The organism is Stenotrophomonas rhizophila (assembly GCF_003751305.1).
Taxonomy (GTDB): Bacteria; Pseudomonadota; Gammaproteobacteria; order Xanthomonadales; family Xanthomonadaceae; genus Stenotrophomonas; species Stenotrophomonas rhizophila_B.
Window position 1 is genome coordinate 1,218,707 of sequence record NZ_RJKV01000002.1, and the last position, 26,627, is coordinate 1,245,333.

Genomic DNA, 26,627 nt, shown 5'->3' on the forward strand with positions numbered 1-26,627 from the left:
ATGGCACATCATCACGCACCCAGTGGTCCGGTCGGTCCCGCACCGTTGCCGCACCAGGTGGTCTACACCACCCTGCATTACGACACTCCGTGGTCGTATGAAAGCTACCTCAAGACCGGTGGCTACGCTGCCCTGCGCAAGATCCTCGAAGAGAAGATCTCGCCGGAGCAGGTCATCGAGATGGTCAAGCAGTCCAACCTGCGCGGCCGTGGCGGCGCGGGTTTCCCGACCGGCCTGAAGTGGTCCTTCATGCCCAAGGGCACCATGCAGAAGTACATCCTGTGCAACTCGGATGAATCCGAGCCGGGGACCTGCAAGGACCGCGACATCCTGCGTTACAACCCGCATTCGGTCGTGGAAGGCATGGCGATCGCCTGCTACGCCACCGGCTCGACCGTGGGTTACAACTATCTGCGTGGCGAGTTCCACCACGAGCCGTTCGAGAACTTCGAGCAGGCCCTGGCCGACGCGTACGCGAACGGCTGGCTGGGCAAGGACATCCTCGGCAGCGGCGTGGACATCGACATCTACGGTGCGCTGGGTGCCGGCGCGTACATCTGCGGCGAAGAAACCGCGCTGATGGAATCGCTGGAAGGCAAGAAGGGCCAGCCGCGCTACAAGCCGCCGTTCCCGGCCAACTTCGGCCTGTACGGCAAGCCGTCGACGATCAACAACACCGAGACCTATGCCTCGGTGCCGGCGATCATCCGCAACGGCCCGGAATGGTTCGCAGGCCTGAGCCTGACCAAGAACGGCGGTCCGAAGATTTTCTCGGTCTCCGGTTGCGTGCAGAAGGGCGGCAACTTCGAAGTGCCGCTGGGCACCACCTTCGACGACCTGCTGGAAATGGCCGGTGGTCTGAAGCCGGGCCGCACGCTCAAGGGCGCGGTCCCGGGCGGCGTTTCGATGCCGGTGCTGAAGGCCGAAGAGCTCAAGGGCCTGCAGATGGACTACGACACCCTGCGTGCCCTGGGCACCGGTCTGGGGTCGGGCGCCATCGTGGTGCTGGATGACAGCGTCTGCTGCGTCAAGTTCGCCTGCCGTATCAGCCAGTTCTTCCACAAGGAATCCTGCGGGCAGTGCACCCCGTGCCGTGAAGGCACCGGCTGGATGCACCGCGTGCTGGAGCGCATCGTCGCCGGCAAGGCCACGATGGAAGACCTGCATCAGTTGAAGACGGTGGCCGGCCAGATTGAAGGCCACACCATCTGCGCGTTCGGTGAAGCGGCGGCATGGCCCATCCAGGGCTTCCTGCGCCAGTTCTGGGACGAATTCGAGTACTACATCGTCAACGGTCATTCGATGGTTGACGGCAAGAAGGTGGAGGCAGCCGCCGCATGAGCGCGCAACCCGTTAACCCGAGCGTGCCACCGGATCATGTGACCGTCGAAATCGACGGCCAGTCCCTGGTCGTGCCCAAGGGCTCGATGATCATCCAGGCCGCCGACAAGGCGGGCATTCCGATCCCGCGCTTCTGCTACCACGAGAAGCTGCCGATCGCCGCCAACTGCCGCATGTGCCTGGTCGACGTGGAAAAGTCGCCCAAGCCGGCACCGGCCTGCGCGACGCCCGTCATGGATGGCATGAAGGTCGCCACCCGCAGTGAAAAGGCGCTGAAGTTCCAGCGCTCGGTGATGGAATTCCTGCTGATCAACCATCCGCTCGACTGCCCGATCTGCGATCAGGGCGGCGAGTGTGAGCTGCAGGACGTTTCGCTGGGCTATGGCCGTTCGGTCAGCCGCTTCAACGAGCGCAAGCGCGTGGTGCCCGACGAGGACATCGGTCCGCTGGTCGCCACCGAAATGACCCGCTGCATCCAGTGCACCCGCTGCGTCCGCTTCACCGCCGACGTTGCCGGTACCTATGAACTGGGTGGCATGTACCGCGGTGAAAACCTGCAGATCGGCACCTACGACGGCAAGCCGCTGACCACCGAGCTGTCCGGCAACGTGGTTGACGTCTGCCCGGTCGGTGCGCTGACCAACAAGGTGTTCCAGTTCCGCGCCCGTCCGTGGGAACTGACCGCACGCGAATCGCTGGGTTACCACGACGCGATGGGCTCGAACCTGTTCCTGCACGTGCGCCGCGGCGAAGTGCTGCGCGCGGTGCCGCGCGACAATGAGTCGGTCAACGAGTGCTGGCTGTCCGATCGTGACCGCTATTCGCACCAGGGCCTGTACAGCGAAGACCGTGCGGTCAAGCCGCTGCGCAAGGTCAATGGCGAGTGGAAGGAAGTGAGCTGGGCGGAAGGCCTGGCCGCGGCCAAGGAGATCTTCGCTGCCAACCAGGGCGACGACCTCGGCGTGCTGGTGCACCCGTCGGCCTCGAACGAGGAGGGCGCACTGCTGGCCCGTCTCGCCGCCGGCCTGGGCACCACGAACATCGATCACCGCATCAACAACCGCGACTTCTCCGACGCCGCCACCGCCGAAGTCTTCGGCCTGCCGCTGGCCGAGATCGAAGGCGCGGACAGCATCGTCGTGCTCGGCAGCAACATCCGCCACGAGCTTCCGCTGCTGCATGCCCGCCTGCGCAAGGCGCAGACCACGCGCAACGCCAAGATCCACGCCGTCAACCCGGTGGACTTCGATTTCGCGTTCAAGCTGGCCAGCAAGCAGATCGTTGCCCCGTCGGCCTTCATCGATGCACTGGGCAACGCCGAGCTGCGTGATGCGGTCAAGGGCGCCAGCAACGCCGTGCTGATCGTCGGTGGCATCGCCGAAAACCACCCGCAGGCTGCTGCGATCCGCGCCGCCGCGCGTGATTTCGCCGCTGCAACCGGGGCCAAGCTGTGCCGCATCCCGCAGGGCGCCAATGCCGTGGGTCTGACCCGCGCCGGCGTGCTGCCGGCCGGCAAGGACGTCAACGCCATGCTGGCCCAGCCGCGCAAGGCCTATGCCATCTACGGCATCGAGCCGGGCCTGGACTTCGCCGACGCCGCCGCTGCCCGCAAGGCACTGGCCGGTGCCCAGGTGGTGGCCTTCAGCCAGTTCGCCTGTGCCTCCACCCGCGACGTCGCCGATGTGATCCTGCCGATCGGCGCGCTGCCGGAAGTGGATGCCACCCTGACCAACCTTGATGGTCGCGAGCAGTCGGCCCGTGCCGGCGGCAAGCTGCCGGGCGAGGCGCGTGAAGGCTGGCGTGTGCTGCGTGCACTGGGCGGCGAACTGTCGTTGGCCGGTTTCGAGTTCACCGACCTGGCCGGCCTGCGCGCCAGCCTGGCACCGGTCAGCGTCACCGTCTCGTCCTCGGCGGCAACGCCGGTGGCAGGTGAGGGCCTGGAAGTGACCTCGACCGCCGCGATCTACCGCACCGATGCGGTGGTCCGTCGCGCCCAGGCACTGCAGTCGCATCCGCTCAACACCGCCCCGCGCATCGTGCTCAACGCCGACGACGCTGCCCGCCTGCAGTTGGTGGAAGGCCAGATGGCCAAGGTCGGCACCGATGCCGGCCGCGCCACCCTGCCGGTGGTGGTCGACGCCCGCGTCGCCGCGGGTTCGGTCTGGATTGAATCGGGCCACGGTGCAACCGCACCGCTGGGTGCCGCACGCGTAACGGTGGTGGCTGCATGAACGAATTGCTGTTGAACGCGGTCGACCCGCTGCACCAGTGGCTGCTGTCACTGGGCGATATCGGCGCGCTGCTCTGGATCATCCTGAAGATCCTGGTGATCGCCATGCCGGTGATCATCTCGGTGGCCTTCTACGTGGTCTGGGAGCGCAAGCTGATCGGCTGGATGCACGTGCGTCATGGCCCGATGTATGTCGGCATGGGCATCTTCCAGGCCTTCGCCGACGTCTTCAAACTGCTGTTCAAGGAAATCATCCAGCCGAGCAGCTCGCACAAGGCGATGTTCATCCTTGCGCCGCTGATCACGCTGGGCCCGGCCTTCGCGGCCTGGTCGGTGATTCCCTTCGACGCGCAGATTGTGCTGTCCAACGCCAACGCCGGCCTGCTGTATCTGCTGGCGATGACCTCGCTGGGCGTGTACGGCATCATCCTGGCCGGTTGGGCGTCCAACTCGAAGTACGCGTTCCTGGGTGCCATGCGCGCCTCGGCGCAGATGATCAGCTACGAAATCGCAATGGGCTTTGCCCTGGTCGGCGTGATGATCGCCTCGGGCAGCCTCAACCTGAGCAACATCGTGATGGCGCAGGCGGGCAACTCCGGTCTGTTCGACTGGTTCCTGCTGCCGCTGTTCCCGTTGTTCATCGTGTACTGGGTGTCCGGCGTTGCCGAAACCAACCGCGCGCCGTTCGACGTCGTGGAAGGTGAATCGGAAATCGTGGCCGGTCACATGGTCGAATACTCCGGCGGTGCCTTCGCGCTGTTCTTCCTGGCCGAATACGCCAACATGATCCTGATCAGCTTCCTGATCTCGATCTTCTTCCTCGGTGGTTGGCTGAGCCCGCTCCAGGGGTGGATCACGGCAGACATCTCGCCGTGGATCGACTGGATCTGGAAGGGCGGCTGGCCGTGGCTGCTGCTGAAGGTCTTCTTCTTCGCCAGCTCCTACATCTGGTTCCGTGCCAGCTTCCCGCGCTTCCGTTACGACCAGATCATGCGTCTGGGCTGGAAGGTCTTCATCCCGCTCACCATCTTCTGGATTGCAGTGACGGCGTTGATGGTGTTTTACGGCGTGATCCAGAAGGGCGTCTAAGCGATGAACCGAATTACCCATTACTTCAAAAGCCTGCTGCTCCTTGAGCTGCTCGGTGGTCTGTGGCTGACCCTGAAGTACGCCTTCAAGCCGAAGTACACGATGATGTACCCGATGGAGAAGTTCCCGCAGTCGCCGCGTTTCCGCGGTCTGCATGCACTTCGCCGCTACCCCAACGGTGAGGAACGCTGCATCGCATGCAAACTGTGCGAAGCGGTGTGCCCGGCGCTGGCGATCACCATCGATTCGGCCAAGCGCGAGGACGGCACCCGCCGTACCACCCGTTACGACATCGATCTGTTCAAGTGCATCTTCTGCGGCTTCTGTGAAGAAAGCTGCCCGGTGGACTCGATCGTCGAGACCCACATTCTCGAGTACCACTTCGAGAACCGTGGCGAGAACATCGTTACCAAGCCGCAGCTGCTGGCCATCGGTGATCGGCTTGAAGCCGAGATCGCCGAGCGTCGCGCCGCCGATGCCGCTTTCCGCTGAGGTCGAATGATGGATTGGGTAAATATCAGTTTCTGGGTCTTCTCCATCGTGGCGGGCATTTCCGCTGCGGCGGTGATCAGCGTGCGCAATCCGGTCTATGCCGTGTTGTGCCTGATCCTGACCTTCTTCTCCGTGGCCTGCATCTGGATCCTGGTCGGGGCCGAGTTCCTCGGTGTCGCGCTGGTGCTGGTCTACGTCGGCGCGGTCATGGTGCTGTTCCTGTTCGTGGTGATGATGCTGGACATCGATCCCTCCAACCTGCGTGAGGGCTGGGTGCGTTACCTGCCGCTCGGCCTGGTGGTGGCGGTGACGATGCTCGTGCAGATGCTGGTGCTGATCGGCGTGAAGGGCAGGGCGGTCAATCCGTTCCCGGCCGACAACGCTGCCGCGCTGGCGGCTGACACCTCCAACATCACCTGGCTGGCCCGCAGCCTGTTCACCGAGTACCTGCTGCCGTTCGAGTTCGCCGCCGTCATCCTGACCGTGGCCGTGGTTGCCGCCGTGATGCTGACCCTGCGTCGCCGCACCGGTCTGAAGACCCAGAACCCGTCCGAGCAGACCATGGTCAAGGGCAGCGATCGCCTGCGCATCGTCAAGATGGATGTGGAAAAGCCGGTCGTGCACACCAACATCAAGCCGTCCAGCAACGAGGAGGCGCAGCCATGATCACGCTTGGCCACATTCTGGCGCTGGGTGCGGTGCTGTTCTGCATCAGCCTTGCCGGCATCTTCCTCAACCGCAAGAACATCATCGTGCTGTTGATGTCCATCGAGTTGATGCTGCTGTCGGTCAACATCAATTTCGTCGGGTTCTCGCGTGAGATGGGTGATACGGCCGGACAGCTGTTCGTCTTCTTCATCCTGACCGTGGCCGCGGCCGAGGCCGCCATCGGCCTCGCGATCCTGGTAACCCTGTTCCGTACTCGCCGCACCATCAATGTCGGCGAAGTCGATTCGCTGAAGGGCTGATCCGTAGATGGAAATCACTCTCTCCAAGAGTCTGTTGATCGCAGTGGTGCTCGCACCGCTGTTCGGCAGCATCATCGCCGGCCTGTTCGGTCGTCAGGTCGGTCGCGCTGGCGCGCAGGCGGTCACCATCCTCGGCGTGGCGGTCAGCTGCGTGCTGTCCAGCTATGTGCTGTACATGCTGCTGTGGGGCGGCGCCCAGCCCTACAACCAGAACATCTATACGTTCTTCGAAGTGGGTCAGTACTCGGCGCACGTCGGCTTCATGGTCGACAAGCTCACCGCGATGATGATGGTCGTGGTGACCTTCGTGTCCTTCCTGGTGCACGTGTACACCATCGGCTACATGCAGGATGACCCGGGTTACCAGCGGTTCTTCAGCTACATCTCGCTGTTCACCTTCTCGATGCTCACCCTGGTGATGAGCAACAACTTCCTGCAGCTGTTCTTCGGCTGGGAAGCGGTGGGCCTGGTTTCGTACCTGCTGATCGGCTTCTGGTTCAAGCGCCCGACCGCCATCTTCGCCAACATGAAGGCCTTCCTGGTCAACCGTGTCGGTGACTTCGGCTTCATCCTCGGCATCGCCGGTGTGCTGTGGGTGTTCGGCTCGCTGGATTACGCCACCGTGTTCGCCAATGCCCAGGTGCTGGGCCATCCGGATGCGCTGATCCAGATCTGGTCGGGCACGATCAACCTGTTCGGCACCTCCATCCCGGTGATGAGCGAGCCGGTGATCTGGTCGGTCGCCACGGTGATCTGCATCTGCCTGTTCATCGGTGCGATGGGCAAGTCGGCCCAGGTGCCACTGCACGTCTGGCTGCCGGACTCGATGGAAGGCCCGACCCCGATCTCGGCCCTGATCCACGCCGCGACCATGGTCACTGCGGGCATCTTCATGGTCACCCGCATGTCGCCGCTGTTCGAGCTGTCGCAGACGGCGCTGAACTTCGTGCTGTTCATCGGTGCCACCACCGCGTTCTTCACCGGCCTGATCGGCATCGTGCAGAACGACATCAAGCGCGTCGTCGCGTACTCCACGCTGTCCCAGCTGGGTTACATGACCGTCGCCCTGGGTGTGTCGGCCTACTCGGCGGCCGTGTTCCACCTGATGACCCACGCCTTCTTCAAGGCGCTGCTGTTCCTCGGCGCGGGCTCGGTGATCATCGCCATGCACCACGAGCAGGACATGCGCAAGATGGGCGGCCTGCGCAAGTACATGCCGATCACCTTCATCACCATGTGGATCGGTACGCTGGCCCTGGTCGGTACCCCGTTCTTCTCCGGCTTCTACTCCAAGGACACCATCATCGAGGCCGCGCAGCACCACGCGCATGTGTCCTCGAGCTGGGTGGCGACCTACGGGTACTGGGCGGTGCTGGGTGGCGTGGTCGTGACCAGCTTCTACAGCTTCCGCCTGCTGTTCCTGACCTTCCATGGCAAGGAGCGCTTCCGCGATGCGCATGACGATCATGGCCATGGTCACGGCCATGACGATCACCACGCCGCTGACGCGCATGCCGCCGATGCCCACCATGGCGACGCGCATCATGACGATCATGGCCACGGCCATGGCGCGCATGAGCCGCACGAAACCCCGTGGGTGGTGACGCTGCCGCTGATCCTGCTGGCGATCCCCTCGATGGTCATCGGTTTCTTCAGCATCGGTCCGATGCTGTATGGCACCGACTGGGCCGGCCACCACGCCGAGACCGCCATCCCGGGCCAGACGCATTCGTTCTTCACCGGCATCGTTGATTTCTACGACCCGGCGCGCAACACCATCGGTGCGCTGGCCGAAGAGTTCCACGGCCCGGTGGCCTTCGCGATCCACGGCATGATGGCCCCGGCCTTCATCCTGACGGTGGTCGGCTTCCTGCTGGCGGCGCTGTTCTACCTGTGGAAGCCGGAACTGGCCGGCAAGGCCCGCAAGACCTTCGCGCCGATCGTGTCGGTGCTGGAGAACAAGTACGGCTTCGACAAGCTCTGGATCGGCGGTTTCGCCGGCGGCGGTATCAAGCTCGGCAAGGTTTCGCGCGCGATCGACACGAATGTGGTCGATGGTGTGGTGGTCAACGGTTCGGCGCGCCTGATCGATCTGGCGGCCAACCTGCTGCGTCGCACCCAATCCGGTTTCCTCTATCACTACGCCTTCGCGATGATCATCGGCCTGATTGCCCTTCTGGGCGTCCTGATGCATTACCTGCGTTGATGACCTGTACGGAATAAGAAGACGTGTCGAACTGGCCCCTACTTAGTGTTCTCATCTGGCTGCCGATCATCGGCGGTGCCTTGATCCTTGCCATCCGTGATGCCCAAACCGCCCGGTGGGCGTCCCTGGGCGTCGCGGTGCTGACCTTCCTGGCCAGCCTGTCGCTGCTCAGCGGCTACGACGTGGGGAACGACGCGCTGCAGTTCGTCGAGACCCGCGCCTGGATTCCTGCCTACGACATCGGCTACAACCTGGGCGTCGATGGCATCGCCATCGCGTTGATCCTGCTGACCACGCTGGTCTCGGTGCTGGCCCTGATCGGTGCCTGGAGCGCGATCGACAAGCGCGTGAACCAGTACGTGGCCGCCTTCCTGATCCTGGAAGGTGTCACGGTCGGCATCTTTGCTGCGACGGACGCGATGCTGTTCTACGTGTTCTTCGAAGCGATGCTGATCCCGATGTTCCTGATCATCGGTGTCTGGGGTGGCCCGCGCCGCATCTACGCCGCGCTGAAGTTCTTCCTGTACACCTTCCTCGGCTCGGTGCTGATGCTGGTGGCCCTGATCTACCTGTACCTGAAGGGCGGCAGCTTCCAGCTGGCCGACCTGTACCAGCTGCAGCTGTCGGGCAAGGAACAGACCTGGATATTCTTCGCGTTCCTGATCGCGTTTGCGGTCAAGGTGCCGATGTTCCCGGTCCACACCTGGCTGCCGGACGCCCACGTCGAAGCGCCTACCGCCGGTTCGGTGATCCTGGCCGCGATCGCGCTGAAGATCGGTGGCTACGGCTTCCTGCGCTTCAACCTGCCGATCGTCCCGGACGCCTCGCAGGAATGGGCATGGCTGGTGATCACGCTGTCGCTGATCGCGGTGATCTACGTCGGCCTGGTCGCTCTGGTGCAGGACGACATGAAGAAGCTGATCGCCTATTCGTCGATCGCGCACATGGGCTTCGTGACCCTCGGTACCTTCATCGCTCTGTGGCTGGTGCGTGACGCCGGCAATCCGGATGCGGCCCGCCTGGGCCTGCAGGGTGCAATGGTGCAGATGGTCTCGCACGGCTTCGTGTCCGGCGCGATGTTCTCCTGCGTCGGTGTGCTGTACGACCGCATGCACAGCCGCCGCATCGCCGATTACGGCGGCGTGGTCAACGTCATGCCCTGGTTCGCCACCTTCGCCATGCTGTTCTTCATGGCCAATGCCGGCCTGCCGGGTACCAGCGGTTTCGTCGGTGAGTTCATGATCATCATGGCCAGCTTCCAGCGCAATCCGTGGCTGGCACTCGGCGCGGCGAGCACCCTGGTTATCACCGCGGCGTATACGCTGTGGCTGTACAAGCGCGTGTTCTTCGGTGAGGTGGCCAACGCCCATGTCGCCGAACTGAAGGACATCAACGGTCGCGAGTGGCTGGTGTTGGGTGTATTCGCCGTGGGCACCCTTGCCCTGGGCCTGTACCCCAAGCCGCTGACCGACCTGATGGAGCCCTCGATCGCGAAGCTGGCGATGCAGATCGCATCCAGCAAGCTGCTGTAATCGGGCCGTCGAGAGTATTGATTCCAGGATTTGATGATGACCACCTCGCCGCTGTTGCCACTGACCGCCGCTGACCTCCCGCCGCTCGCTCCCGAGCTGGTGCTGGTCGGCAGTGCGTTCGCCCTGTTGATGCTTGATCTTTTCATCAGTGAAAAGAACAAGATCTGGACCCACCTGTTCTCGGTCGCTGCGCTGGCGGTCGTGTTCTTCATGCTCGCCACCGGAGTGGGCGGGCAGGGCGAGGTCTTCCACGGCATGTTCGTCCGCGACGCCGCGGCCGACGTGATGAAGACCGTGATCGTGCTGTGCAGCGGCCTGACCCTGATCTACGGCTGGAGCTACCTGCGCGAGCGCAAGCTCTACCAGGGCGAGATCCCGGTGCTGATCCTGTTCGCCACCGCGGGCATGATGATCCTGGTCTCGGCCGGCAGCCTGCTGATGGTCTACCTCGGCCTGGAACTGCTGGCGCTGTGCTCCTACGCCCTGGTCGCCAGCAACCGTGAAAACGGCCTGGCTTCGGAAGCGGCGATGAAGTACATCGTGCTCGGCTCGCTTGCGTCGGGCCTGCTGCTGTACGGCATGTCGCTGATCTACGGCGCCACCGGCTCGCTGCACCTGGACGCCATCAACGCTGCCATTCCGCATACCGAAGAGAAGATGCTGCTGTTGACCGGCGCGGTGTTCATGATCGCCGGCGTGGCCTTCAAGCTGGGTGCCGCCCCGTTCCACATGTGGCTGCCCGACGTCTACCAGGGTGCCCCGGCACCGGTCGCGCTGTTCATCAGCTCGGCCCCGAAGCTGGCGGCGTTCGGCATGGCCTACCGCCTGCTGGAAATGGGCGTGGGTCCGCTGGCCGACGAGTGGAAGTACCTGATCGGTGGTCTGGCCGCACTGTCGCTGGTGATCGGCAACCTGATGGCGATCGCGCAGACCAACCTCAAGCGCATGCTCGCGTACTCCACCGTGTCGCACATCGGCTTCCTGCTGATGGGCATCGCCGGTGGCGGCGAGCGGGGCTACTCGGCGGCGCTGTTCTACGCGCTCAGCTACGCGATCATGTCCACCGCCGGCTTCGGCGCGATCATCGCGCTGTCGCGCAACGGCTTTGAAGCGGAAAAGATCGAAGACTTCAAGGGTCTGAATGCCCGCAACCCGTGGATGGCCGGCCTCGTGCTGTGCATCATGGCGTCGATGGCAGGCATCCCGCCGTTCCTGGGTTTCTGGACCAAGCTGGCCGTGCTGGGCGCCGCGATCAACGGTGGCATGCTGTGGCTGGCCATCCTGGGCGTGCTCTGCGCCGTGGTGGGTTGCTTCTACTACCTGCGTGTCATCAAGGTCATGTACTTCGATGAGCCGGTGGGCGAGCCGCTGCCGGCCAACAACGACCGCGTGCTCGGCGTGGTGCTGGGCGTGAATGCCCTGGCGCTGCTGGCCCTGGGCGTGGCGTGGAACCCGATCATGGTGTGGTGCCAGCAGGCGTTTGCACATATTTCGTAAAAAACGATACAAACGTGCGCAACTCGTGTAATATTCATCTCCTGAGTTGTTGATGCAGCGGTTTCGCCAGAACATCGTTGCTAGGAAGTCCCCCGGGTCTTCCGCACTCATCCGCTTCTGCTGCGGGGTGGAGCAGTCTGGCAGCTCGTCGGGCTCATAACCCGAAGGTCGCAGGTTCAAATCCTGCCCCCGCTACCATATAGCTCCGGTGCAAACCGGAGGCAGTGGACGAATCAAGCGATACCGGAGACGGTGTCGCTTTTTTCGTTTCGGGGTCTGGCTCGCCTTGGTTGTTTGGCTTTGGCTTTGGCTCAAGGGCTGTTGCACAGCCGATGTTTCAAAGGGGTTGCACGGGAACTCAAACTCCCTTACAATTCCGCTTCTGCTGCGGGGTGGAGCAGTCTGGCAGCTCGTCGGGCTCATAACCCGAAGGTCGCAGGTTCAAATCCTGCCCCCGCTACCACAGAAAATCTGCAGTGCAGATGCAGTAGACGAAAAGGCGATCTCGGCAACGAGGTCGCTTTTTTCGTTATGGCATCGACGGGCACACGGCACACGGCACACGGCACACGGCACCACGGTGGAAGGTTGGCGGAGTGGTGGCGGCTGCGGGTCCAGCTGCGCCGACGATGATCGACAGGCACTCAGGGTCAATGACACGTCGTCGCCTCAAATGCTGCCCGCTTTGCTTGTGACCTCAGTGACTTGCCAGCCATTTCCGTAGGCAGCGGTGCAGGCAGGTTGGCGGGACCATTGGGCGACATGGATGTCGCCCATGAGCCCCCATGGACGGGTTCACGGCGCGTCCCGCGGACCTGCCTGCACCGATGCCCTGGACGAAAGCCCAAACAGCCGGCTTCGGCCGTTCAGCTTTCCGAATACAGGCACCACAAACCACCCCAGCCATTGCACCAGCGCGGTGCAACGGCTATCATCAGTGGCTTAGCGGACTGTCTACTCATATCCTGTCAACGGAAATGAACAGGCCCCGCAACCGGCTTCCAGGAACGGCAACCTGTACCCAGGCCGCCGTGACCCCCGGAACGCTGGGCTCGCAGGAACGCACCACGTGCGCATCTGCACCGGAATCCAGCATGACCGGAGTTGTACCGGACAGGGGCCCAACGGGCCCTTTGTTGTTTCCGGAAGGTGGTCCATGCCACGGACCAGACCCGTATCTCTTTCAACGAATCAAGGCCGACTGTGAGCGACAAGGCAACCGAAATCGCGAATCTGCTCGCCCCCACCGTTCAGTCGCTGGGTCTCGAGCTGCTGGGCGTGGAATACCTGACCGCCCCGGGTGGTGCCACGCTGCGTTTGTACATCGACGTGCCGCTGGCCGAACAGCCCGAGCGCATCGTCAACATCGACGACTGCGAACGCGTCAGCCGCGAAGTGTCCGCCCAGCTGGACGTCGAGGACCCGATCACGGCGAACTACACGCTGGAAGTGTCTTCGCCCGGCGTGGACCGCCCGCTGTTCACCGGCGACCAGTTCGAGCGCGCCATCGGCGAATCGGCCAAGGTGACGCTGAGCCTGCCGCAGGATGGCCGCCGCCGTCTGCAGGGCGAGATCCTCGCCGTGGATATCGAACAAGGCACGGTCACCTTCAAGGTCGACAATGCCCCGTTTACCGCCGACATCGACAACATCGACAAGGCACGCATCATGCCGGACTGGGCCGCCCTCGGCCTGGCTCCGACCAAACCGACTGGCCCGGCACCCAAACAGGGTGGCAAGGCGAACAAGAAACCATCCAACGAGCAGGCGGCCAAAAAGCCGCGGGCGGAGTGAGCCAATGAGCAAGGAACTTTTGCTGGTAGTGGATGCGGTCGCCAACGAAAAAGGCGTCCCGCGCGAAGTCATCTTCGATGCCATCGAGGCAGCGTTGGCTTCGGCTGCCAAAAAGCGTTACCCGGAAGAAGAAGTGCTGGCCCGTGTGTCGATCGACCACAAGGACGGCAACTACGAAACCTTCCGCCGCTGGGAAGTGGTGGCCGATGACGTGGTCATGGAGTCCCCGGACCGCCAGATCCGTCTGATGGACGCCATCGATGAAGCCGACGGCGTGGAAGTCGGCGACTACATCGAAGAGCAGATCGAAAACCCGGACTTCGGCCGCATCGCCGCACAGGCCGCCAAGCAGGTGATCGTCCAGCGCGTGCGCGAGGCCGAGCGTCAGCAGGTGGTCGATGCGTGGAAGGATCGCGTCGGCGAGCTGGTCACCGGTGTGGTCAAGCGCGCCGAGCGCGGCAACATCTATGTGGACCTGGGCGGCAACGCCGAGGCCTTCATTCCGAAGGACAAGGGCATTCCGCGCGACGTACTGCGCGCTGGCGACCGCGTGCGCGGTTACCTGGCCGAAGTCCGTTCGGAACCGCGTGGCCCGCAGCTGTTCATCAGCCGCGCCGCCCCGGAATTCATGATCGAACTGTTCAAGCTCGAAGTGCCGGAAGTCGGCCAGGGCCTGGTCGAGATCAAGGCCTGTGCACGTGATCCGGGCGACCGCGCCAAGATCGCCGTGCTGGCCCACGATTCGCGTACCGATCCGATCGGTGCCTGCATCGGCATGCGCGGTTCGCGCGTGCAGGCCGTGTCCAACGAGCTCAATGGCGAGCGCGTGGACATCGTGCTGTGGAACGAGAACCCCGCCAACTTCGTCATCAACGCGATGGCGCCGGCGGAAGTGCAGTCGATCATCGTCGATGAAGAAAAGCACTCGATGGACCTGGCCGTGGCGGAAGAGCGCCTGGCCCAGGCGATCGGCAAGGGCGGCCAGAACGTCCGTCTTGCCAGTCGCCTGACCGGTTGGCAGCTCAATGTGATGACCCAGGACCAGGTGACCGCCAAGTCCGAGGCAGAGCAGGGCGTTGCCCGTCAGCTGTTCATGGACAAGCTGGAAGTGGATGAAGAAATCGCCGCCATCCTGGTGACCGAAGGCTTCAACACCGTGGAAGAAATCGCCTACGTCCCGGTCGGCGAACTGCTGGCCGTGGAAGGCTTCGACGAAGACATCGTCGAAGAGCTGCGTGCCCGTGCCCGCGATGCGCTGCTCAACGAAGCGCTCGCGGTGGAAGAAGGTCTGGAAGACGGCTCGCCGTCGGAAGACCTGCTCGCCCTGGAAGGCATGGACGAGGCAACTGCCTACGCCCTGGCCGGTCACGGCGTGCGTACCAGTGAGGACCTGTCGGACCTGGCCGCCGACGAGATCCTCGAGTTCGGCATCGAGGACATGGATCAGGAGCGCGCCGCCGCCCTGATCCTTGCCGCCCGAGCCGAGGAGATCGCCCGCCTGGAGCGCGGCGAATGAGCCAGCGATGAACAGTGCCCTGACCCGCTCAGGGCTTAGACTCCGCGCTGCCTTCGCACGTTTCGAGGGAGCGCCAACCAGATCATAGGATCCGAATGTCGCAGCAAACCACCATCCGCAAGCTTGCCGAACTGGTCAACACCCCGGTCGATAAACTGCTCGTACAACTTGCCGAAGCCGGCATGAAGTTCAGCGGTCCCGACCAGGTCGTGACCAGTACCGAAAAGGTGAAGCTCCTGGGCTTCCTTCGTCGCTCGCACGGCAAGACCGAGCAGCCCGTCGAGAGCACCGACGAAGCCGCCAAGAAGATCACCCTGAACCGTCGCAAGTTGCAGGAAGTGACCGTCAGCGCCGGCCGCAGCAAGACCACCGTCAACGTGGAAGTGCGCCAGAAGCGTACCTACATGAAGGACGCCAGCGGCAAGCCGATGACCGCGGATGAGGAGCGCGCCGACATCCTGCGCAAGCTGGAGGAATCCCGCCAGCGCAATCTGGACGAGCAGCGCGCACTGGCCGAGAAGGACCGTGCGCGCGACGAAGAAATCGCCCGCAAGCGTCAGGAAGAAATCGACGCCAAGGAACGTGCCGAAGCCGAGCGCAAGGCGGCCGAAGCCGCTGCTGAAGCGGCCAAGAACGCACCGCCGGCCCCGACCCCGGCTGCGGCCAAGCCGGCTGCTGCCGATGCACCGGCCCGCAACGCGCGCCCGGCTGCACCGTCGGCTGCCCGTCCGGCACCGCGTTCGGACGATCGCAATTCGAACAACAACAACAACCGTCCGGGCGCCAAGCGCGATGACGATGGTGGCAACCGCTTTGCCGGTCAGCTGCATCTGTCGGCCGCCGATCGTGCCCGCCGCGGCAACAACAGCAACTCGCGCGGTCGTCCGACCGGGCGCGTGCAGCACGGCAGCCGCCGTGACAGCAACCAGTCGCGCAGCGGCGGTGGTGCCCATGGCTTCGAACGTCCGGTCGCTCCGATCGTGCGTGACGTCACCATCGGCGACACCATCACCGTCGCCGATCTGGCCCAGAAGCTGGCCGTCAAGGGCGGCGATGTGGTCAAGGCGCTGTTCAAGATGGGCGTCATGGCGACCATCACCCAGACCATCGACCATGACACTGCCGCGCTGGTGACCGAAGAACTCGGCCACAACGTGATCCGTGCCAACACCAACGACGCCGAAGACGCGCTGCTGGCGCTGGCCGGTGGCAACCAGGGCGAGCCGGTGGCACGTCCGCCGGTGGTCACCATCATGGGCCACGTCGACCACGGCAAGACCTCGCTGCTGGATTACATCCGCCGCACCAAGGTCGCCACGGGCGAAGCCGGTGGCATCACCCAGCACATCGGTGCGTACCATGTTGAAACGCCGAAGGGCGTGATCAGCTTCCTGGATACACCGGGCCACGCGGCGTTTACGTCCATGCGTGCCCGCGGTGCCAAGCTGACCGACATCGTGGTACTGGTGGTGGCTGCCGATGACGGCGTCATGCCGCAGACCAAGGAAGCCATCCAGCACGCCCGTTCGGCGGGTGTGCCGCTGATCGTGGCGATCAACAAGATCGACAAGTCCGGTGCCGATCCGATGCGCGTCAAGAACGAGCTGCTCACCGAGCAGGTCGTCTCCGAAGATTTCGGTGGTGACGTGCAGATGGTCGAGATCTCGGCCAAGGCCGGTCTGGGCATCGACGACCTGCTGGATGCGATCTCGATCCAGGCCGAACTGCTGGAACTGAAGGCCGTGGCCGACGGTCGCGCCACCGGCGTGGTCATCGAGTCCTCGCTGGACAAGGGCCGTGGCCCGATCGCCACCGTGCTGGTGCAGCAGGGTTCGCTGAAGAAGGGCGATTACCTGGTCTGCGGTATCCAGTACGGCCGCGTGCGCGCCCTGTTCGACGAAACCGGCGCACAGCCTGACCAGGCTGGCCCGTCGATTCCGGTGCAGGTGCTGGGTCTGTCCGGCGTGCCGGATGCCGGTGATGACTTCGTTGTGGTCGAAGACGAGCGTCTGGCCAAGGACGTTGCGCAGCAGCGCGAAACCAAGCGCCGTGAATCGCGCCTGGTGCAGTCCGCGGGCAGCCGCATGGAAGACATCATGGCGACCCTGGGCAAGGGCGATGGCCAGCAGGTGCTGAACCTGGTGATCAAGGCCGACGTGCAGGGTTCGGTGCAGGCGCTGAGCCAGGCACTGGTCGCGCTGTCCAACGACGACATCCGCATCAACGTGATCCACTCCGGCGTGGGCGGCATCACCGAATCGGACGCCAACTCGGCGGTTGCCTCCAAGGCCACCGTGATCGGCTTCAACGTGCGTGCCGACGCCTCCGCGCGTCGCATCATCGAGTCCAACGGTGTGGACCTGCGTTACTTCTCGATCATCTATGACGTGATCGATCAGGTGAAGCAGGTGGCCTCCGGTCTGCTCGGCGTGGAAATCCGCGAAGAGATCATCGGTATCGCCCAGGTCCGCGATGTGTTCCGCAGCTCGAAGTTCGGTGCGGTCGCAGGCTGCATGATCATCGAAGGTACGGTGAAGCGCAGCAAGCCGATCCGCGTCCTGCGCGACAGCGTCGTGGTCTTCGAAGGCGAGCTGGAATCGCTGCGTCGCTTCAAGGAGAACGTCGAAGAAGTCCGCAACGGTACCGAATGCGGTATCGGCGTGAAGGCTTACAACGACGTCAAGCCGGGTGATCAGATCGAGTGCTTCGAGCGTATCGAAGTGCCGCGCACCCTGTAATGTTCCAGGCCGGACCGCATCGCGCGGTCCGGCTTTTTCGCTTACGCATCACCCTTCAAGACGAGTCCGCCTACCGTGCCAAAGACCTTCCATCGAACCGACCGTGTTTCCGCCCAGATCCGCCGCGAACTGGGGACGCTCGTGCACAACGCCGTGCGTGTACACGGCCTGCCTTCGGTGAGCGTCTCCGACGTGGAAATCACCCGTGACATGGCGCATGCCAAGATCTTCGTCACCGCGCTGATGCCCGAACGTTCGGTGGAGGCCATGAAAGGCCTGAAGGAATTGGCCTGGGAGCTGCGGATGGAGCTGGCGCGTGCGATGAAGCTGCGCCACGTGCCCGAGCTGCACTTCCACTACGATGATTCGGTGGATCGCGGCGAGCGTATCGACAACATCCTGCGCGATCTGCCCGATACGCTGGCGGCAGAAAAAAGTCGGCAGGGCGATGACGGCGGCGAAGATGACGTCGACGAAGGCGAAGACGCCGACGAAGGCGACAAGAAAGCCTGATGGACCAACAGCCCGAAAGGGCTGTTGTCTTATGGGGCGGGGCCTGTCGCAGTGCGACCGCTCCGCCGGAGGCCGGATTGACCGGCAGCGCCACACGGCGCCGTTTTGAATTGAATGCATGGCACCCCGAATTTCATTCCGCCGCCTGGATGGCATCCTGCTGCTCGACAAGCCGACCGGCATGAGCTCCAACGCGGCCCTGCAGGTGGCCCGCCGCCTGTACCGCGCCGAGAAGGGCGGCCATACCGGCAGCCTGGATCCGCTGGCCACCGGTCTGCTGCCACTGTGCTTCGGTGAGGCCACCAAGATTGCCGGCCTGCTGCTCGGCTCGGCCAAGGCCTATGACGCCGAAGTGGTGCTGGGCCAGACCACCGATACCGATGATTCCGATGGCGCCGTGCTGCGCGAGCGGCCGGTCCCGGCCATCAGTGCGGCCGAACTGGAGGGGGCGCTGGCACCGCTGCGCGGTCGCATCCGCCAGCGCGCCCCGATCTACTCCGCGCTCAAGCAGGGCGGCGAGCCGCTGTACCTGAAGGCGCGCCGTGGCGAGGCGATCGACGCGCCGGAGCGCGATGTGGAGGTCCACGCCCTGGAGGTGCTGGCGCAGCAGCCGACCCGGCTGTCGCTGCGGGTGACCTGCGGTTCAGGCACCTATATCCGCAGCCTGGCCCGCGATCTTGGCGAGACGCTGGGCTGCGGCGCCCATATCGCCGGCCTGCGCCGACTCTGGGTGGATCCCTTCCGTGAGGCGCCGATGGTCACCCTGGACACCCTGCGCGCCTTGGCCGAGCAGGGCGATGAGGCCGGCATGGAGGCCCTGTTGCTGCCACTGGACGCAGGTCTGGCCCATTACCCCCGGGTGACGCTGGACGACGAGCAGACCCCTCGCTTCCGCGTGGGGCAGCGGATCCGGGACGCCAGCTGGCCGCAGGGTGGGGTGGTGGTCTTCGGCCCGGCGGAGGCAATCCAGGGCCTGGGCCAGGTCGACGAGACCGGTCTGCTGGCCCCGCAGCGCCTGTTCAACCTCTGAGCGAGCGGGCCGGACACCACCCCGGTCCTTGTTCCGGACGCCCGCGGACGTTACAATTCCGCGGCCTTTTCAGGCTTCCCGCGTTCTGCGGGTTCATCCTTTCGTTAACGGCGAGTCGCGCGGTACGTCACCAGGACGTTTCTGCGGGCCACGCATCCAAGAGAAAACAGATATGTCGATCGACACCCAGAAAGTCATTGAAGACAACAAGCGCAGCACGGCTGACACCGGCTCCCCGGAAGTCCAGGTCGCTCTGCTGACCGCCCGCATCGAACTGCTGACCGGCCACTTCAAGACCCACAAGAAGGATCACCACAGCCGTCGTGGTCTGCTGCAGATGGTCAACCGCCGCCGCAGCCTGCTGGACTACCTGAAGAAGAAAGACGCTCCGCGTTACAAGGCCCTGATCGAAAAGCTCGGCCTGCGTCGCTAAGCACGAACCCCCACCGCGGCGCAGGAATGCGCCGCGGTTTTGTTTTGGCAGTACCGCATCAAACGTATGGGCCGGACAACCGGTCACCCGTCGGCGGCAAGGGTCGCCCGCGGTCCATTGAAGAAAGCATCATCCAAGGAAACCCCCGTGGCAAAAATCACCAAAACCTTCCAGTACGGCAAGCACACCGTCACGCTTGAAACCGGCGAAATCGCCCGTCAGGCCGGCGGTGCCGTCATCGTCAAGTTCGACGACACCGTGCTGCTGGTCTCCGCCGTTGCCGCCAAGAGCGCGCGTGAGGGCCAGGACTTCTTCCCCCTGACCTGCGACTATCAGGAGAAGTTCTACGCAGGTGGCCGTATCCCGGGCGGTTTCTTCAAGCGCGAAGGCCGCGCGACCGAAAAAGAGACGCTGATTTCGCGCCTGATCGATCGCCCGATCCGTCCGCTGTTCCCGGAAGACTACAAGAACGAAGTTCAGATCATCGCCACGGTGATGTCGCTGAACCCGGACATCGATGGCGACATCGCTGCCCTGATCGGCGCCTCGGCTGCGCTGTCGCTGGCCGGCACCCCGTTCAAGGGTCCGATCGCCGCCGCCAAGGTGGGTTACAAGAACGGTGAGTACATCCTCAACCCGACCGTGACCGAACTGAAGGATTCGGAGCTGGAGCTGGTTGTCGCCGGTACCGCCAATGCTGTGCTGATGGTGGAATCCGAAGCCGCGCTGCTGTCCGAAGACGTGATGCTGGGCGCTGTGACCTTCGGTCACCGCGAAATGCAGAAGGTCATCAACGCGATCAACGAGCTGACCGTGGAAGCCGGCACCAAGCCGTCGACCTGGGAAGCCCCGGCCAAGAACGACGTGCTGATCAGCGCCCTGCAGGAAGCCATCGGCCCGCGCCTGGGCGAAGCCTTCCAGGTGCGCGACAAGCTGCAGCGCCGTGACGCCATCTCGGCGATCAAGAAGGATGTGGTCGAGTCGCTGGCTGGCCGTGTGGCCGCCGAAGGCTGGAACCCGGCCGAGCTGTCGAAGGAATTCGGCGAGCTGGAATACAGCACCATGCGCAACTCGGTGCTGGACACCAAGGTCCGCATCGACGGCCGTGCGCTGGACACCGTCCGCCCGATCTCGGTGAAGACCGGCATCCTGCCGCGTACCCACGGCTCCTCGCTGTTCACCCGCGGTGAAACGCAGGCCATCGTGACCATCACCCTGGGCACCGCCCGTGATGGCCAGGTCATCGATGCCGTCGCCGGTGAGTACAAGGAAAACTTCCTCTTCCATTACAACTTCCCCCCCTACTCGGTGGGTGAGACCGGCCGCATGATGGGCCCGAAGCGTCGCGAAATCGGTCACGGCCGTCTCGCCAAGCGCGGCGTGCTGGCAGTGATGCCGTCGCTGGAAGCCTTCCCGTACACCATCCGCGTGGTCTCGGAAATCACCGAATCCAACGGCTCCTCGTCGATGGCCTCGGTCTGCGGTTCCTCGCTGGCCCTGATGGACGCCGGTGTGCCGGTGAAGTCGCCGGTGGCCGGTATCGCCATGGGTCTGGTCAAGGAAGGCGAGCGCTTCGTCGTCCTGTCCGACATCCTGGGTGACGAAGATCACCTGGGCGACATGGACTTCAAGGTCGCCGGTACCGCTGAGGGCATCTCCGCCCTGCAGATGGACATCAAGATCGAAGGCATCACCGAAGAGATCATGAAGCAGGCACTGCAGCAGGCCAAGGCTGGCCGTCTGCACATCCTGGGTGAAATGGCCCACGGCCTGACCGCTCCGCGCGAAGAGCTGTCGGACTACGCGCCGCGCCTGCTGACCATCAAGATCCACCCGGACAAGATCCGCGAAGTGATCGGCAAGGGTGGTTCCACCATCCAGGCCATCACCAAGGAAACCGGCACCCAGATCGACATCCAGGATGACGGCACCATCGTCATCGCGTCGGTCAACGCCATCGCTGCGCAGGCTGCCAAGGCCCGCATCGAGCAGATCACCTCGGACGTCGAGCCGGGCCGCATCTACGAAGGCAAGGTCGCCAAGATCATGGACTTCGGTGCGTTCGTCACGATCCTGCCGGGCAAGGACGGTCTGGTCCACGTGTCGCAGATCTCCAGCGACCGCGTCGAGAAGGTCGGCGATGTGCTGAAGGAAGGCGATGTGGTCAAGGTCAAGGTGCTGGAAGTCGACAAGCAGGGCCGTATCCGCCTGTCGATGAAGGCCGTCGAAGAAGGCGAGGGCGCCCCGGCCGCCGAGTAATCGGCCCACGCCGATCTCGCGGTAGGTGAGGACCGTCGGTCCTCACGCCTACGCAGACAAGAAAAAGCGGGCTTCGGCCCGCTTTTTTTGTGCCCGCGTTTCGAGCCAACCGAACCACTCCGCCGTGCAGCGCTATGCCAGATAGCGCGACACCTCGATCAGATTCCGGTCCAGATCGCGGAAATACACCGACAGGATCGGTCCGGTCGCACCGGTCCGCTGTACGGGGCCTTCTTCGACGGTGACCCCCTGTGCCTGCAGATGCGCCAGGATCTCGTCCATCGTCGCGTAGGTGATCAGGCACAGGTCCGCCGAGCCCGGTGTGGGTCGCTCGGCCTTGGGCTCGAACTCGCGCCCGTGCGCATGCAGGTTGATCTTCTGCAGCCCGAAGCGCAGCGCCTTGCGGCCTTCGCCGAAGGTCTCCACCTCCATGCCCAGCACACGCTGGTAAAACGCGCAGGTCGCGGCGACATCCGCCACGGTCAGGACCAGATGGTCCAATCGGTCGATATGCAGGTCGGTCATCGGTGTCACGCAGCAGTGAGGGAATGCGGTGGAACTGTAAGGCCGTGCACGCAAGCCGCAGGTGAATGCCTTGCGCTGCCGGGCCTCCTCATCGAGCGCTTCCTGCCGCGCCTGCAGGCAGTGCCCTATGCTGGGCGGCATGGGCACTTGCACACTGCTGGATCTGCACATCGACCGCACCGCACAGCAGGTGCGGCGCGGCGATGAGGTGTTGCCGGTCAACGGGCTGAGTTGGCGGCTGTTGGAGTGTCTGCTGGCGCATGGCGACGCCGTCGTCGATTTCGACGCGCTGGCCGATCAGGTGTGGGCACCGGCGGTGGTCGGTGAGGATGCGATCAGCCAGCGGGTGAAGTTGCTCAGGCAGGCCTTGGGCGATGACAGCCGACGGCCACGGTATGTGCGCTCGGTGCGCGGCCGTGGCTACCAGCTGTGCGCATCGCCGAAGCCGGTAATGCACGACACCGTTGCCAACGTCACCGCCGAGGATGCCCGCGCGCCACGCAGACGCGGACGCGCACACCGGGTCTGGCTGGCAGCGGGAGTGACAGCGTCCGCAGCGGTTGCCGCGTTCATCGTGATCCGTTCCGGTACCGCGCCGACGTCGCCTGCCGATCCGGTGCTGCAGCGCGCTGCGTATTACGCGGGCATCGGGCAGGCCAGCAACAACGAGCGCGCGATGGCGTTGTACCGCCAGGCGCTGCAGATCGACCCCGAATCGTTGGCAGCGCGGCGCGGGCTTGCGCGGGCGCTGGCTGCCGATGCCTGCCTGTTCAATGGCGCCCGCGAGCGCGCGCAGGACGCATTGGTGCTGGCCGGCCAGGTGGTCCGCATGGCGCCCGACGATGCGGCCGGATGGGCGGCGCGGGGCTACGCCTACGATTGCCTCGGCGCGATGCCGCAGGCCATGGCCGACTATCAACAGGCCCTGCAGCGCGACCCGGATGACGAGCGCACCCGCGCCTCGCTGGCCTATCTGCATCAGGAGCGCGGGCACCTCGCGCAGGCACTGCAGGACAACCTGTCGCTGCGGGCTCCGGAGCGTGTCCGCTTCCGCGACGTGCAGGTCGCGCGCGAACTGGAGCTGCTCGGTTTCACCGATGCCGCCGCGCGCCGCCATGCACACAACTTCCAGCTCTATCCCGACAATGTGTTCACCAACATTGCCTGGCCGCACAGCCTGCTGGCGATGGGCGAGCCAGGCAAGGCGCAGCAGGCCCTCGATCAGGCGCTGGCGCGCGGCACGCCGCATCCGCAACTGCTGCGCCTGCAGGGCGAACTGCGGTTGTTGAACGGAAATCGCAAGGGGGCCGCTGACGCCTTCGAGCAGAGCCGGGCACTACGCCCACAGCAGTCGATGGGGCAGACCCTGGCTGGCCTGTATGGCGATCCAGCACCCACACCGGGATGGATTGCCGAGCGTCTGCGGCTGCTGAAAGGGCAGGGCGACGATGGCTGGTCCGACACCGCGCTGGAGCGTGCACTGTTGCTGCAGGCCCAAGGCGATGAAGCAGCTGCGCTGGCGGCCCTGCATCACGCAGTGGACGCCGGCTTCCGCGATGCGGCGTGGCTGCGCGCCACCTCCTTGTTTGCCCCGCTGCATGATGCGGCGGGCTGGCAGGGACTGCTCGACACGATCGAGGCGGACGTATCTGCCCAGCGTGCCCGGGTGTTGGCCGCCCCGTGGCGGCCAACAGACCTCGATGGCCTCAGCGCAGCGCGGGCAGCAGGAACTCGGTAAGGATGCGGCGCGACTGCGGGTGGGCGTAGCTGCGGTTGTAGGCCTGGCTGGTGATCACCGCCACCAGCTGTTTCTCCGGCATCACGAACACGTAGTTGCCACCGTTGCCGGACATCGTCCAGACCGTGGTTTCGTGCCCATCGACCGGAAGCTTCAGCCCCCACCACTGATAGCCGTAGTCGCTGCCATCACCGGCGGAGGCCTGCGCGCTGAGCATCGCGCGCACATAGCGGGTCGGGATCAGCTGCTTGCCCTGCCAGCGTCCCTCGGCCAGTACCAGTTCGCCCAACCGCGCCAGGTCCCGGCTGCGGTAGCGCGTTCCACCGCCGCCCATGCCGATGCCCTCCGGTGAGCGGTTCCATGTGCTCGTGGTGATGCCCAGCGGACGCTCCAGCACCTGCGCGGCGTAGTCGGCCAAGGGCCGCTTCGTGGCTTGCTCCAGCACCGCGCCGAGTACGAAGGAATTGGCCGTGCAGTAGGCATGCGCGCGGCCGTGCGGGCTGTCTTCCGGTCGCGTCATCCACGGTGCGAAGCCTTTGACCGGCAGCGACAGCGCGAAGTCCAGCCAGTGCTCGGTCACGTACATGCGCTCTTCGTTGCCGGCCGAGAACGCATTCTCGTCATCGCACTCCCACAGGGTGCTCATGGTGAGCAGGTCTTCCACCGTCATTGCGCGCAGCCGGGGATCGACGGAATGGCCGGCGGTGAACGCGGGAAAGTAGTCGTACACACGGGCCTGCACGCCGGGCAGGGACCCGTCGCCGATGGCCGCACCGACCAGCAGCGCGGTCACGCTCTTGCTGGCCGAGCGCACGTCATTGAGGGTCTCCGCCGTGCCACCGTTGAAGTAGCCCTCGTACGCCACCTGGCCGTCCACCAGCAGCAGCACGCTGGTGATCTGTTTGATGTCCTGGCTGGCGATCGCCGACTCCAGCGCGGTGATCCGGGCGCTGTCCAGCGCCGTGGGTGCGGCGGGAGCGGTCAGTGGCAGGGCGGCCGCCAGGGCGAAGGCCAGGGTGGCAAATGGGTGTCGGTAGTGGTGCATGGGCAAGGCTCCTCGAGATGAGGGCCGACTACGCCATGATGCGGTCTGAAGTGCTGGAAACGTGGCTGAAGAATTCTGAAAGCCCGCCGTAGCAGGCCTCCAGTGTAATCAGCGCGGTGCACTCCAGACGCTGTTCGGGTCGCCATGCCGCGCGCGGCGCAGGCTCGCGCGCGCCAGCGTGGCAAATCCGAATGCCAGTGCGAGTGCCACCGCATCCACCCAGAACAGCGGCCAGTAGCCGCGTGCCGCGCTCGTCCACGGCCAGTAGCCGGTCAGGCCGCCGTGCGCCACCGCCACCAGTGCGGTGCTGATGGCGGCCGCCCAGAGCAGCTCACGGGCGGCCTGGTCGGGGCGGCGCAGTGCCGCCCACAGTGCACACGCGGCCCAGGTGGTGAAACAGATCCAGCGGATGCCGTGATCGACCGCCTGTGGCGCGATCTGCTCCAGGATCTGGGCGCCCACGAAGCTCGCCGAGACCGCCACGCACAGCCCGATACAGACCCCCACCGTGGCCCGGGCCATGTTGATCTGCGCGCGCCCCTGTTCCACCTGGCGCCGCTTGCGCCGCGATTCGATCCACAGCAGGTTGCCCGAGTAGAACAGGAAGGCGCCGCCCAGGCCGAGCAGGAAGTACAGCCACACCACCACGCCATTGCCGAACTCGCCGAAGTGCAGCGCGTAGGCCGCGCTGAGGGTGGCGTGATTGGCATCGCGCTGGCCGGGCAGCTGGCTGCTCAGCAGGCGGCCGGTGGCGGCATCCAGGCCGACCGCGCCGAGCGGCCCCAGGGTGCCGCCGGATTCGCCGGTGATCTCGATCGTCGCGTTGGCATCGCCGGCATGGGCCAGCTTCAGGAAGGCCGGTTCGAAATCGGCCACGCCCTGCGCGCGCGCTACCTCGATGGCGCGTGCATGCAGCATGCGCAGCTGGGTTCCATCGCCGGGCTGGCCGCTGGGCTCGCGTACCGGGGCGGTGTCCATCGCCGCCGGCACCGCCTGCAGCAGCTTGCCGTCGAAGATCAGCGGATTCAGCGCCGCCATCTGCAGGAACACCAGGCACAGCAGGGCGCCGGTGACCGCGAACATCAGATGGAAGGGCAGGCTGAGCACGCCGATCACGTTGTGCGCGTCCTGCCACATCTGCTTGAGGTTGCGGCCCGGGCGCAGCGCGAACAGATCGCCCAGCAGTTTGGGCAGGTGGATGACCAGGCCACTGAGCAGGGCCACGCCATACAGCAGGCTGACGATGCCCATCAGGTAGGTGCCCGCGACCGGCAGGCCCAGACTGTAATGCAGCTCGTTGACCAGCTCGGCCAGCCCGGTCTGTGGCGGGGTCACGCTGCCGTCGTAATGGTCCAGCCAAGCGTACAGCCAGGTGCCCTTGGCATCCTGCCAATACGCGATCGGCTGCGGATGATCCGCCCCCGGGAAGGTCATGCCCACGTGGGCGCGTGCGGCCGGGTGGCGCTCGAGCACCCCCTCGAGCAGGCGCTGCGCGTCGTCCAGGCTCGCGGCCGGGGTGTCGACCGCATGCGGGGTCTGCCACAGCGGCAGATCGTGGTGGAACAGGGTCAGCGCACCGGCGTAGAACGCCACGAACAGCGCGAAACCGGCCACCAGGCCGACCCACGTATGCAGCGTGGTGAAGGTACGCAGGGTCTGGGAACTGAACTTCATCGTATCG

20 protein-coding genes and 2 tRNA genes are annotated in these 26,627 nt (G+C 64.7%); 19 read left to right on the forward strand and 3 right to left on the reverse strand.

Translation table 11 applies throughout. The features are described 5' to 3' along the window. From nuoF to pnp, 18 genes are all read left to right on the forward strand, one after another. Entirely contained in the window at nucleotides 1-1,341 is a 1,341-nt protein-coding gene (gene nuoF / locus EDF74_RS13885) for an NADH-quinone oxidoreductase subunit NuoF (protein WP_123730636.1), read from the forward strand. After that, complete coding sequence (gene nuoG, locus EDF74_RS13890; protein ID WP_123730637.1) at nucleotides 1,338-3,572, forward strand: NADH-quinone oxidoreductase subunit NuoG; 2,235 nt, start codon at nucleotides 1,338-1,340, stop codon at nucleotides 3,570-3,572. The genes nuoF and nuoG overlap by 4 nt, the downstream gene beginning before the upstream one ends. Beyond that, entirely contained in the window at nucleotides 3,569-4,660 is a 1,092-nt protein-coding gene (nuoH, locus tag EDF74_RS13895) for an NADH-quinone oxidoreductase subunit NuoH (protein ID WP_102788058.1), read from the forward strand. Before nuoG ends, nuoH begins: the two co-directional genes overlap by 4 nt. 3 nt (nucleotides 4,661-4,663) lie before the next feature. Beyond that, nucleotides 4,664-5,152 (forward strand): NADH-quinone oxidoreductase subunit NuoI, encoded by a 489-nt coding sequence (gene nuoI, locus EDF74_RS13900; RefSeq protein ID WP_121038409.1) that lies wholly within the window; start codon nucleotides 4,664-4,666, stop codon nucleotides 5,150-5,152. A gap of 9 nt (nucleotides 5,153-5,161) precedes the next feature. After that, entirely contained in the window at nucleotides 5,162-5,818 is a 657-nt protein-coding gene (locus tag EDF74_RS13905; protein WP_121041162.1) for an NADH-quinone oxidoreductase subunit J, read from the forward strand. Then, nucleotides 5,815-6,120 (forward strand): NADH-quinone oxidoreductase subunit NuoK, encoded by a 306-nt coding sequence (gene nuoK / locus EDF74_RS13910; RefSeq protein ID WP_019182685.1) that lies wholly within the window; start codon nucleotides 5,815-5,817, stop codon nucleotides 6,118-6,120. Before EDF74_RS13905 ends, nuoK begins: the two co-directional genes overlap by 4 nt. 7 nt (nucleotides 6,121-6,127) lie before the next feature. After that, the gene (nuoL, locus tag EDF74_RS13915; RefSeq protein ID WP_123730638.1) at nucleotides 6,128-8,326 is read left to right on the forward strand and encodes an NADH-quinone oxidoreductase subunit L; all 2,199 of its coding nucleotides are present in this window, start codon (nucleotides 6,128-6,130) and stop codon (nucleotides 8,324-8,326) included. 23 nt (nucleotides 8,327-8,349) lie between these two features. After that, a complete protein-coding gene (locus EDF74_RS13920; RefSeq protein WP_123730639.1) occupies nucleotides 8,350-9,858 on the forward strand; it encodes an NADH-quinone oxidoreductase subunit M in 1,509 nt (502 codons plus the stop codon). Between the two features lie 36 nt (nucleotides 9,859-9,894). Next, entirely contained in the window at nucleotides 9,895-11,355 is a 1,461-nt protein-coding gene (gene nuoN, locus EDF74_RS13925; RefSeq protein WP_123730640.1) for an NADH-quinone oxidoreductase subunit NuoN, read from the forward strand. 121 nt (nucleotides 11,356-11,476) lie between these two features. After that, nucleotides 11,477-11,553: transfer RNA gene (locus EDF74_RS13930), tRNA-Met, on the forward strand. Between the two features lie 188 nt (nucleotides 11,554-11,741). Beyond that, a tRNA-Met gene (locus EDF74_RS13935) sits at nucleotides 11,742-11,818 on the forward strand. 740 nt (nucleotides 11,819-12,558) lie between these two features. Further along, nucleotides 12,559-13,149 (forward strand): ribosome maturation factor RimP, encoded by a 591-nt coding sequence (gene rimP, locus EDF74_RS13940; protein ID WP_123730641.1) that lies wholly within the window; start codon nucleotides 12,559-12,561, stop codon nucleotides 13,147-13,149. A gap of 4 nt (nucleotides 13,150-13,153) precedes the next feature. Next, complete coding sequence (gene nusA, locus EDF74_RS13945; protein ID WP_121038394.1) at nucleotides 13,154-14,665, forward strand: transcription termination factor NusA; 1,512 nt, start codon at nucleotides 13,154-13,156, stop codon at nucleotides 14,663-14,665. 95 nt (nucleotides 14,666-14,760) lie between these two features. After that, the gene (infB, locus tag EDF74_RS13950) at nucleotides 14,761-17,403 is read left to right on the forward strand and encodes a translation initiation factor IF-2 (RefSeq protein ID WP_123730642.1); all 2,643 of its coding nucleotides are present in this window, start codon (nucleotides 14,761-14,763) and stop codon (nucleotides 17,401-17,403) included. A gap of 75 nt (nucleotides 17,404-17,478) precedes the next feature. Beyond that, nucleotides 17,479-17,916 carry a 30S ribosome-binding factor RbfA gene (rbfA, locus tag EDF74_RS13955; RefSeq protein ID WP_123730643.1) on the forward strand — a complete coding sequence of 146 codons (438 nt, stop codon included), beginning with the start codon at nucleotides 17,479-17,481 and terminating at the stop codon, nucleotides 17,914-17,916. 118 nt (nucleotides 17,917-18,034) lie between these two features. Beyond that, nucleotides 18,035-18,946 (forward strand): tRNA pseudouridine(55) synthase TruB, encoded by a 912-nt coding sequence (truB, locus tag EDF74_RS13960; protein ID WP_123730644.1) that lies wholly within the window; start codon nucleotides 18,035-18,037, stop codon nucleotides 18,944-18,946. 172 nt (nucleotides 18,947-19,118) lie between these two features. Then, nucleotides 19,119-19,379 (forward strand): 30S ribosomal protein S15, encoded by a 261-nt coding sequence (gene rpsO, locus EDF74_RS13965; protein ID WP_123730645.1) that lies wholly within the window; start codon nucleotides 19,119-19,121, stop codon nucleotides 19,377-19,379. 147 nt (nucleotides 19,380-19,526) lie between these two features. Beyond that, nucleotides 19,527-21,638 (forward strand): polyribonucleotide nucleotidyltransferase, encoded by a 2,112-nt coding sequence (gene pnp / locus EDF74_RS13970; RefSeq protein WP_121038382.1) that lies wholly within the window; start codon nucleotides 19,527-19,529, stop codon nucleotides 21,636-21,638. Between the two features lie 132 nt (nucleotides 21,639-21,770). Here the strand turns inward: pnp and EDF74_RS13975 are convergent, their stop codons facing one another. After that, a complete protein-coding gene (locus EDF74_RS13975; RefSeq protein WP_184997311.1) occupies nucleotides 21,771-22,154 on the reverse strand; it encodes a VOC family protein in 384 nt (127 codons plus the stop codon). A gap of 148 nt (nucleotides 22,155-22,302) precedes the next feature. Between EDF74_RS13975 and EDF74_RS13980 the strand changes: the two genes are divergently transcribed. Then, nucleotides 22,303-23,901 (forward strand): winged helix-turn-helix domain-containing protein, encoded by a 1,599-nt coding sequence (locus EDF74_RS13980; RefSeq protein WP_123730890.1) that lies wholly within the window; start codon nucleotides 22,303-22,305, stop codon nucleotides 23,899-23,901. On the opposite strand, the gene EDF74_RS13985 is transcribed toward EDF74_RS13980, so the two are convergent. Together EDF74_RS13985 and EDF74_RS13990 are read right to left on the reverse strand one after the other, a co-directional pair. Further along, nucleotides 23,870-24,946: a serine hydrolase domain-containing protein gene (locus tag EDF74_RS13985; protein WP_123730647.1), complete on the reverse strand. Its 1,077-nt coding sequence runs from the start codon at nucleotides 24,944-24,946 to the stop codon at nucleotides 23,870-23,872. The two genes, EDF74_RS13980 and EDF74_RS13985, sit on opposite strands and share 32 nt — an antisense overlap. Before the next feature lie 108 nt (nucleotides 24,947-25,054). Beyond that, the gene (locus EDF74_RS13990) at nucleotides 25,055-26,620 is read right to left on the reverse strand and encodes a PepSY-associated TM helix domain-containing protein (RefSeq protein WP_123730648.1); all 1,566 of its coding nucleotides are present in this window, start codon (nucleotides 26,618-26,620) and stop codon (nucleotides 25,055-25,057) included. Between the last annotated feature and the right edge of the window lie 7 nt (nucleotides 26,621-26,627).

What these genes read in the sequence shown, in the direction of transcription:
- nuoL (WP_123730638.1), top strand. Translation starts at nt 6,128, where the DNA reads ATGGAAATCACTCTCTCCAAGAGTCTGTTGATCGCAGTGGTGCTCGCA.
- EDF74_RS13985 (WP_123730647.1), bottom strand. Translation starts at nt 24,946, where the DNA reads ATGCACCACTACCGACACCCATTTGCCACCCTGGCCTTCGCCCTGGCG.
- infB (WP_123730642.1), top strand. Translation starts at nt 14,761, where the DNA reads ATGTCGCAGCAAACCACCATCCGCAAGCTTGCCGAACTGGTCAACACC.
- nusA (WP_121038394.1), top strand. Translation starts at nt 13,154, where the DNA reads ATGAGCAAGGAACTTTTGCTGGTAGTGGATGCGGTCGCCAACGAAAAA.
- truB (WP_123730644.1), top strand. Translation starts at nt 18,035, where the DNA reads ATGGCACCCCGAATTTCATTCCGCCGCCTGGATGGCATCCTGCTGCTC.
- nuoI (WP_121038409.1), top strand. Translation starts at nt 4,664, where the DNA reads ATGAACCGAATTACCCATTACTTCAAAAGCCTGCTGCTCCTTGAGCTG.
- EDF74_RS13905 (WP_121041162.1), top strand. Translation starts at nt 5,162, where the DNA reads ATGGATTGGGTAAATATCAGTTTCTGGGTCTTCTCCATCGTGGCGGGC.
- nuoG (WP_123730637.1), top strand. Translation starts at nt 1,338, where the DNA reads ATGAGCGCGCAACCCGTTAACCCGAGCGTGCCACCGGATCATGTGACC.
- EDF74_RS13990 (WP_123730648.1), bottom strand. Translation starts at nt 26,620, where the DNA reads ATGAAGTTCAGTTCCCAGACCCTGCGTACCTTCACCACGCTGCATACG.
- nuoN (WP_123730640.1), top strand. Translation starts at nt 9,895, where the DNA reads ATGACCACCTCGCCGCTGTTGCCACTGACCGCCGCTGACCTCCCGCCG.
- rpsO (WP_123730645.1), top strand. Translation starts at nt 19,119, where the DNA reads ATGTCGATCGACACCCAGAAAGTCATTGAAGACAACAAGCGCAGCACG.
- EDF74_RS13980 (WP_123730890.1), top strand. Translation starts at nt 22,303, where the DNA reads ATGGGCACTTGCACACTGCTGGATCTGCACATCGACCGCACCGCACAG.
- nuoK (WP_019182685.1), top strand. Translation starts at nt 5,815, where the DNA reads ATGATCACGCTTGGCCACATTCTGGCGCTGGGTGCGGTGCTGTTCTGC.
- nuoH (WP_102788058.1), top strand. Translation starts at nt 3,569, where the DNA reads ATGAACGAATTGCTGTTGAACGCGGTCGACCCGCTGCACCAGTGGCTG.
- nuoF (WP_123730636.1), top strand. Translation starts at nt 1, where the DNA reads ATGGCACATCATCACGCACCCAGTGGTCCGGTCGGTCCCGCACCGTTG.